The 6,920-nt window shown below is 73.6% G+C and carries 5 protein-coding genes and 1 pseudogene; 3 read left to right on the forward strand and 3 right to left on the reverse strand.

All coding sequences use genetic code 11. The features are described 5' to 3' along the window. The first annotated feature begins 68 nt into the window (after positions 1 to 68). The 3 genes from KIK05_RS42115 to KIK05_RS42125 all read left to right on the forward strand — a co-directional run bounded on the left by KIK05_RS42115 (position 69) and on the right by KIK05_RS42125 (position 3,105). On the forward strand, positions 69 to 2,066 hold the full coding sequence (locus KIK05_RS42115) for a glycosyltransferase family 2 protein (RefSeq protein ID WP_214416512.1): 1,998 nt from the start codon (positions 69 to 71) through the stop codon (positions 2,064 to 2,066). A gap of 150 nt (positions 2,067 to 2,216) precedes the next feature. Continuing rightward, the gene (locus KIK05_RS42120) at positions 2,217 to 2,633 is read left to right on the forward strand and encodes an SRPBCC family protein (RefSeq protein ID WP_214416513.1); all 417 of its coding nucleotides are present in this window, start codon (positions 2,217 to 2,219) and stop codon (positions 2,631 to 2,633) included. Between the two features lie 43 nt (positions 2,634 to 2,676). Then, positions 2,677 to 3,105 carry a MarR family winged helix-turn-helix transcriptional regulator gene (locus tag KIK05_RS42125; RefSeq protein ID WP_214416514.1) on the forward strand — a complete coding sequence of 143 codons (429 nt, stop codon included), beginning with the start codon at positions 2,677 to 2,679 and terminating at the stop codon, positions 3,103 to 3,105. Positions 3,106 to 3,150: 45 nt separating this feature from the next. Here the strand turns inward: KIK05_RS42125 and KIK05_RS42130 are convergent, their stop codons facing one another. The 3 genes and pseudogenes from KIK05_RS42130 to KIK05_RS42140 all read right to left on the reverse strand — a co-directional run. Beyond that, on the reverse strand, positions 3,151 to 4,560 hold the full coding sequence (locus KIK05_RS42130) for a class II fumarate hydratase (RefSeq protein WP_214416515.1): 1,410 nt from the start codon (positions 4,558 to 4,560) through the stop codon (positions 3,151 to 3,153). Between the two features lie 56 nt (positions 4,561 to 4,616). Continuing rightward, positions 4,617 to 6,560, reverse strand: coding sequence for a serine/threonine-protein kinase (locus tag KIK05_RS42135; protein ID WP_214416516.1), 1,944 nt, complete (start codon positions 6,558 to 6,560; stop codon positions 4,617 to 4,619). A 42-nt stretch (positions 6,561 to 6,602) separates the two neighbouring features. Then, a pseudogene (locus KIK05_RS42140) lies at positions 6,603 to 6,920 on the reverse strand (hypothetical protein); the annotation flags it as partial.

Raw genomic sequence — 6,920 nt, forward strand, 5'->3', positions numbered from 1 at the left:
GTCAGGGTTGTTCGAGGTTTCGGCAAGCCTGAAGGCGTACCGGCGGCGTAGGTCCCACCCTGACCCACATGGGTGTGAAGGTCAGCGTGGTGGTCCCGGTGTCGGAGCCGGGCGCGGACGACGACGCGTTCGACGAGTGCGTGCGTTCGCTGCTGGAGCAGTCCATGCCGTCCGGCGAGTACGAGGTGATCTTCGCGGACGACGGCTCGGGGGACGGCACGCGCGAACGCCTGGACGCCGTCGCCGCCGTCCGGCCCAACGTCAGGGTGCTGCACCTGGAGCGCACGGGCTCCCCGGCGCGCGGCCGCAACGTCGGCCTCGCGGTCGCCCAGGGCGAGTACGTCTACCTGCTCGGCCAGCGCGACCGGCTGGAGCGCGTGGCCCTGGAGATGATGTACCGGATGGCCGTCGAGACCGACGCCGACGTGCTGATCGGCCGTGTGGTGCGCGGGGACGAGCCGCCGCCCAAGGTCTTCGGTCACAACCGCGAGCGCGCGAACGTGCTGGGCGACCGGCTGCTCGCCCTGCCCACGGCGCACAAGCTGTTCCGCCGGGCCTTCCTCGACTCGCGCGAGATCCGCTTCCCGGAGATCGAGCCGCAGCTGTCGGAGCAGGCGTTCGTGCTGGAGGCGTACCTCACGGCCAAGGTGATCGCCGTGCTCGCCGACCAGGTCTGCTGCCACATCGGCCCGCCGTCGGGCGACCCGGTCGACCCCGCCGCGTACGCGGCCGGGATCGCCGCCGTCCTCGACGTCGTCGACGCCCACAGCGACCCCGGCGAGCAGCGCGACCGGCTGTACGCCCACTGGTTCGGCAACGGCGTCCTGCGGATGCTCGGCGGGCGTCCCCTGCTCTCCGCGCCTCCCGCGCGGCGTGCGGCCATGTTCGGCCGGCTGCGGGAGCTCACCCGTGAACGGTTCCCCGCGGGCCTGGACGGGCTTCTGCCGGTCCATCTGCGGGCCAGGGCGGTATTGGTCCGGACGGGCGACCTGGGGCGTCTGGTGGCCCTCAGCGAGGCGTCCAGGGGCAATTCCGTGCGGGCGGAGCTGCGCGACCTGCGCTGGGAGGACGACGTCCTGGTGATGGACCTGGCCGTGGAGATCGTCGACGCGCGCGGGACGCCGGTCACCTTCAGGGCCCACGGCGACCGCCTGCTGTGGACACCGCCGCTGCCCGGCATCGACCTGCCGCCGGCGCTCGCCGACGTGACCGACGCCGTCTCACGGGCGCGCATGGAGGTCTACATCCGGCACGGCGACAACGGGCTGATCTTCTTCCTGCCGGTGTCCGGTGAGGTGTGCCGGGCGACGGAGGGCGACAGGGTGCGCATCTGGGCCGTCGGCCGGGCGCGGCTCGACGTCGCCACCGCCGCGCTCGGACGTCCGCTGCGCCCGGGGGAGTGGGAGGTGCACGTCCGTATGCACAGCGGCGCGCAGCACGCCCGCACCCGCGTGGCCGGGCACCGCGGCGCGCAGCTGAGCTGCGTCGGCGTGGTGGCCGGACGGTCGCGCAAGCTCGTCATCCCCTGCTGGTCGGAGCAGAGGGAGCTGAGCGTGTGCGTGGAGCCCCGCTCGTTCACCGAGTCCATCGTGCTCGTCTCGCCCGGCGCGACGGTGACCCACCGGGAGGGCAGCGTGTTCGTCGTGCTGCCCGTCCCGTACGTGCCGCCGAGCGGCGGGCCGCCGGCGGAGCTGGTGCTGCGGCAGGTCGGCAACCGCGGCCGGGCCATCACCGTGCCCGCCCTCGTCGAGCCCGGCGTGCCGGGACGCTTCCCCGGTCAGCTCGTCGCGAAGGTCCCGGTGAGCCGCCTCCCCGGTGAGGGGCACCTGGTGCGCGGCCTGTGGACGCCGCGGTTGCGGGTCGATGGCCAGGAGGCGGAGCTGCGGTTCCTGCTGGAGCTGGGCCGGGCCGGCCGGGCGCGGGTCCTCGCCGGCGCGGAGCCGGGCGCACCGGACGGCAGGCCGTCCGGCCTGACGAGGCTGCTCGCCCGCGTCCCCGGCGGCCGGCACGTGGCCCGGGTGGGGCGCGCGATCCAGCAGCGCTACCTGCCGTCCCCGCCGGAGTGACGCGGCCCGCGCCGTCACGTCGAGCGCCGTCGCGGCCCGGATCGGCGGCGTGACGCTGGTGCCCCTGGCCGTCCCTTCGGAGACGCGTTGACAGATAGTCTGCGCGTAGATAGTCTTCGCGAAGAGTTGAACGGATCACAGGAGGTTCCCATGTGGGAGTACCAGCACAGCATCGAGACCACCGCCACTCCGCAGGCCGTCTGGCGGCTGTGGGCGGACGTCGAGAACTGGGGCGTCTGGAACGCCGACATCAAGAAGATCGAGCTCCGCGGCCCCTTCGAGGCGGGCAGCGAGATCACCATGGTCCCCGGTGACGGCGAGCCGGTGGAGCTGCGCCTCGCCGACGTCGTCGAGAACGAAAGGTTCGCCGACGAGGCCCGGTTCGGCGACCTGGTGCTGCGGACCACCCACCGCGTCGAGCCCCTCGGCGCCGGCGCCCGGGTGGTGTACCACATGGAGATCAGCGGACCGTCCGCCGACGCGGTCGGCCCCGAGATCGGTCCCGCCATCACGGGCGACTGGCCCGAGACCATGGCCGCGCTGGTCAGGCTGGCCGAGGGACGGTGAGCGTGCGCGCCACGGCGGCCTCGCCGGAGCACAGGGGGCGAAGGTGACCCTCGGCCCCGGCGAGAGCCCGGGCTTCCAGCTGTGGCACGCCACGCTGCGCTGGCAGCGCGACATCGCCGCCGCGTTGAGTCCTCTCGGCCTCACGCACGTGCAGTTCGTGCTGCTCGCCTGCACCTGGTGGCTCAACAGCCAGGGCGAGCACCCCAACCAGCTCACCCTGGCCCGTCAGGCCGGCACCGACGTCAAGATGACCTCCCAGGTGCTGCGCACGCTGGAGACCAAGGGGCTGGTCGAACGCGAGGTCGACGCCGCCGACACCAGGGCCAAGCGCCTGCGCGTCACCGCCCTCGGCGCGGAACTCGCCCCGAAGGCCATCGCCGCCGTCGACAAGGCCGACGCCGAGTTCTTCCGGCCGGTGGACGTCCAGCAGGCCGTCACCATGCTGGCCCGCCTGGCCGCCCCCGAGAACTGACCCGCGTCTCCCGCCGGGCCCCCGCCAGAGCCCGGCCGGCCCCGCTCAGGCCTTCCGCTCGGCCTGGCTCGGCGGGGATGTCATGGCCAGGACGTCCAGGGCGGCGTCCAGCTGTTCCTCGGTCAGCTTGCCCGACTCCAGGTGGCCGCGCTCGACGACGACGTCCTTGATGGTCTTTCGCTCCTTGAGGGCCTGCTTGGCGACCGCCGCGGCCTCCTCGTACCCCAGGTAGCGGTTCAGCGGGGTCACGATCGAGGAGGACGACTCGGCGTACTCCCGCAGCCGCTCGGGGTTGGCCGTGATCCCGTGCACGGTGCGGTCGGCGAGCAGCCGGGACACGTTCGCCAGCAGGCGGACGGACTCCAGGATGTTACGGGCGATGACCGGCATCATCACGTTGAGCTCGAAGTTCCCCGACGCGCCCGCGAAGGCGACCGCCGCGTCGTTGCCCATGACCTGGGCCGCGACCATGCAGACCGCCTCGGGGACGACGGGGTTCACCTTCCCCGGCATGATCGAGGAGCCGGGTTGCAGGTCGGGCAGGTTGATCTCGGCCAGCCCGGCGCGAGGGCCGGACCCCATCCAGCGCAGGTCGTTGGCGATCTTGTTGAGGGACACGGCGATCACCCGGAGCTGTCCCGACAGCTCCACCAGCGCGTCGCGGGCGCCCTGGGCCTCGAAGTGGTCGCGCGCCTCGGTGAACGGCAGCTCGGTGGCCTCCCTCAGCTTCTCGATCACCTTCTGCGCGAACCCGGGCGGGGTGTTGATGCCCGTGCCCACCGCCGTACCGCCGAGAGGCAGCTCGGCCACCCGGGGCAGCGTCCCGCGCAGGCGGGCGATGCCGTTCTCGATTTGCGCCGCGTACCCCCCGAACTCCTGGCCCAGCGTGACGGGCGTCGCGTCCATCAGGTGCGTACGCCCGGCCTTGACCGTCTTGTCGAACTGGACGGCCTTCTGGCGCAGCGCGATGGCCAGGTGGTCCAGCGCCGGGATCAGCTCGTAGACGGTGTCGATCATCGCGGCGACGTGGATCGACGAGGGGAAGACGTCGTTGGACGACTGGGAGGCGTTGACGTGGTCGTTCGGGTGCACCGGGCGGCCGAGGCGCTTCTCGGCCAGCGTGGCGATCACCTCGTTGGCGTTCATGTTGGACGAGGTGCCCGAGCCGGTCTGGAAGACGTCGATCGGGAACTCGTCGTTCCACTCGCCCTCGGCGACGTCCGTGGCGGCCTCCGAGATGGCCTCGGCCATGTCGGGCTCCAGCACGCCCAGCTCGCCGTTCACCTCGGCGGCCACGGCCTTGATCAGCCCGAGGGCCGCTATGTGGGCGGGCTCCAGCCCGCGCCCGGATATCGGGAAGTTCTCCACCGCCCGCTGCGTCTGCGCCCGCCACTTCGCCGACGCCGGGACGCGTACTTCGCCCATAGAGTCATGTTCGATCCGGAATTCCTCCATGCCTCCAGTCTTGCCCGGCGAACCCCCGGACGCGCCGACTGGACGCCCCTACTCGGTCACCGCAGGGTGGACGGTCCCTGATCGGTCGCCGGCGCCGCGAGGACGGTTCGCGTCTGGTGCGGTCCGGCCGCGTGGCCGGAGCCGCCGCTGTCGGAGACCGCGGCCGAGATGAGCATCACGATGGCGGCCAGCCCGATCAGCGCTATGGCCAAAAGGATCACCATGCCCACCGGGGTGCGCCCGCGCCGCGCGGCCGGGCCCTGGAAGGCGAACAGGTCGGTCCCGAGCCCGCTCTCCTCACGGCCCGGCCAGCGCTCACCCGCCGCCGCCCCACCCTGCGGGCCGACGCCCTGCGGAGCGGCGCCCTGCGGAGCGGAGCCGTACGCGGGGGCGGGTGGCGCTCCCTGGGGCACCGGCGGGGCCGGGAAGCGGCCCTGAGGCGCAGGGGAGCCGGGAGGGGATTGCCGGACCCCGGTGGAGGCGACAGGCGGCGGGAGGGCCGTCCCGCCCGGGCCCTGCGGATGCGGCGACCCCGGCCGTGCCGTTCCCGGGAGGCCGGGGCCCTGCCGGTCGGCTCCCGGACGACCCGTCTCGGGGCGGGCCGGTCGCGGCAGCGGCATGACCTGCGTGCCCTCGCTGTCCGCGCCGATCCGGGCCTTGTCCTGCGGACGGGCGGGCGGGGACGAGGGAGATGCCACGGCGGCCGGGCGGGGCGCGGCGCCGGCCGCCCGGCCGTCCCCCGACGGGCCGGCCTGCTGCACCCCGGGGATGCGCAGACCGCCCTTGGGACGGATGACCACCATGGTCTTGTCAGGATCGATCTCGGACTCCCCGCCGGCCTGCACAGCAGCCACCGGCACGGCCGCCCCACCCGGCGTCGGGGCACCACCGGCGGCACCGCCCGTCGTGCCGCCCGGCTCGGCCGTGCCACCTGTCGTCCCGTCCGGCTTGGGAGTACCGCCCATCGTGCCGCCCGGCTTGGCCGTGCCGGCGGCCGTGCCCGCTGGTCCGGGCGATCCGCCCGGCTTGCGCGGGGGTGTGCCCTTGGCGGGCTTGGGGGTGGTGTCCCGGGGGGCGGTCGTGGCGGGGCCGCCCGCCTTCGTGGCGTTCGCCGTCCGCGTGCCGTCACCACCCGCCTTGGCCGGGGCGGCCGGCTCGGCCGGGGTGGCGCCGTTGCCGGAGGTGCGGGCCACCTTACGGAGCATGGCCAGCGCCTGGGCGTGGCCGGGCCGCTTGGTGTAGTCCTTCTCCAGGAGCGCCTCCAGCGCCGGGCGGAGCGGCCCGGCCTGCCTCGGCGGGTCGGCGTGCTCGGTCATCAGGGCGGCGAGGGTCTCGCTCACCGAGCCCCGCTCGTACGCCGGCCGCCCCTCGACCGCGAAGTACAGCGTCGCGCCGAGCGACCACAGGTCGGACTCGGGACCGGTGTGGTCGCCCCGGGCCCGTTCCGGAGCGGTGTAGCCGGGGGAGCCGATCACCATGCCGGTCTTGGTGATGCTGGCGTCCCCCTCGACCTTCGCGATGCCGAAGTCGGTCAGGACGACCCGGCCGGTCTCGGTGAGCAGGACGTTGGCCGGCTTGACGTCGCGGTGCAGGATGCCCTGCTCGTGGGCGGCGCCGAGGGCGCCCATCAGATCGAGACCGATCTCGGCGACCAGGCGCGGCGGCAGCGGGCCCTCCTCCTCGATCACCTGCTCCAGCGACCTGGCCTCGACCAGTTCCATGATGATCCACGGGCTGCCGTCGACGACGATCGCGTCGTGGACGGTGGCCACCGAGGGGTGGGCGATCTTCGCGGCGGCCCGCCCCTCGCGGATCATGCGTTCGCGCAGTTCGTCGCGCTGCTCCTTGCTCAGTCCCGAATCCTGGCGGATCTCCTTGACGGCGACGTCGCGGCCGAGGAGACGGTCGTGAGCCCGCCAGACCGTGCCCATGGTGCCCCGTCCGATGGGGGAGAGCAGCTCGTATCTGGCGGCGAGCAGCCGCGTCTGCTGTTCCGGCATGTGTAAGAAGATAGCGATTCTCTCTTGAGAATTGCCTTCGCCTCACTTACCCATGTTTTTCGGCCAGAAGCGACGCGGCAGCACAAGGCGCACGATTTCCGACAGCTGACGCAGCATCGCCTCGGGGTTGGTGGGCGTGCGCCGACGGCCCGCCGTCAGGTCGGAGGGCTTGCGGTGCATGCCCTCGGTGGACCTGCGCGGAGCGCGCGGCACCGGGCCCTGGCCGGGGTCGCGGGAGGCCGCGAAGGCCTCGCGGTCGGGCCTGCCGGCGTCCGCCCGGTGCTGCCCGCGGTGGGACGTGCGGCGAGGCGTCGCCGCCGTACCGCCCGCGGGCGTGCGCGACGCCGCCCCCGCCTGCCT

Origin of the sequence: Sphaerisporangium fuscum (genome assembly GCF_018531465.1) — a bacterium.
GTDB classification, from domain to species: domain Bacteria; phylum Actinomycetota; class Actinomycetes; order Streptosporangiales; family Streptosporangiaceae; genus Sphaerisporangium; species Sphaerisporangium fuscum.

Excerpts from the sequence above, each read along its gene's own strand:
- KIK05_RS42115 (WP_214416512.1), top strand. The coding sequence starts at position 69 with ATGGGTGTGAAGGTCAGCGTGGTGGTCCCGGTGTCGGAGCCGGGCGCG.
- KIK05_RS42120 (WP_214416513.1), top strand. The coding sequence starts at position 2,217 with ATGTGGGAGTACCAGCACAGCATCGAGACCACCGCCACTCCGCAGGCC.
- KIK05_RS42130 (WP_214416515.1), bottom strand. The coding sequence starts at position 4,560 with ATGGAGGAATTCCGGATCGAACATGACTCTATGGGCGAAGTACGCGTC.
- KIK05_RS42135 (WP_214416516.1), bottom strand. The coding sequence starts at position 6,560 with ATGCCGGAACAGCAGACGCGGCTGCTCGCCGCCAGATACGAGCTGCTC.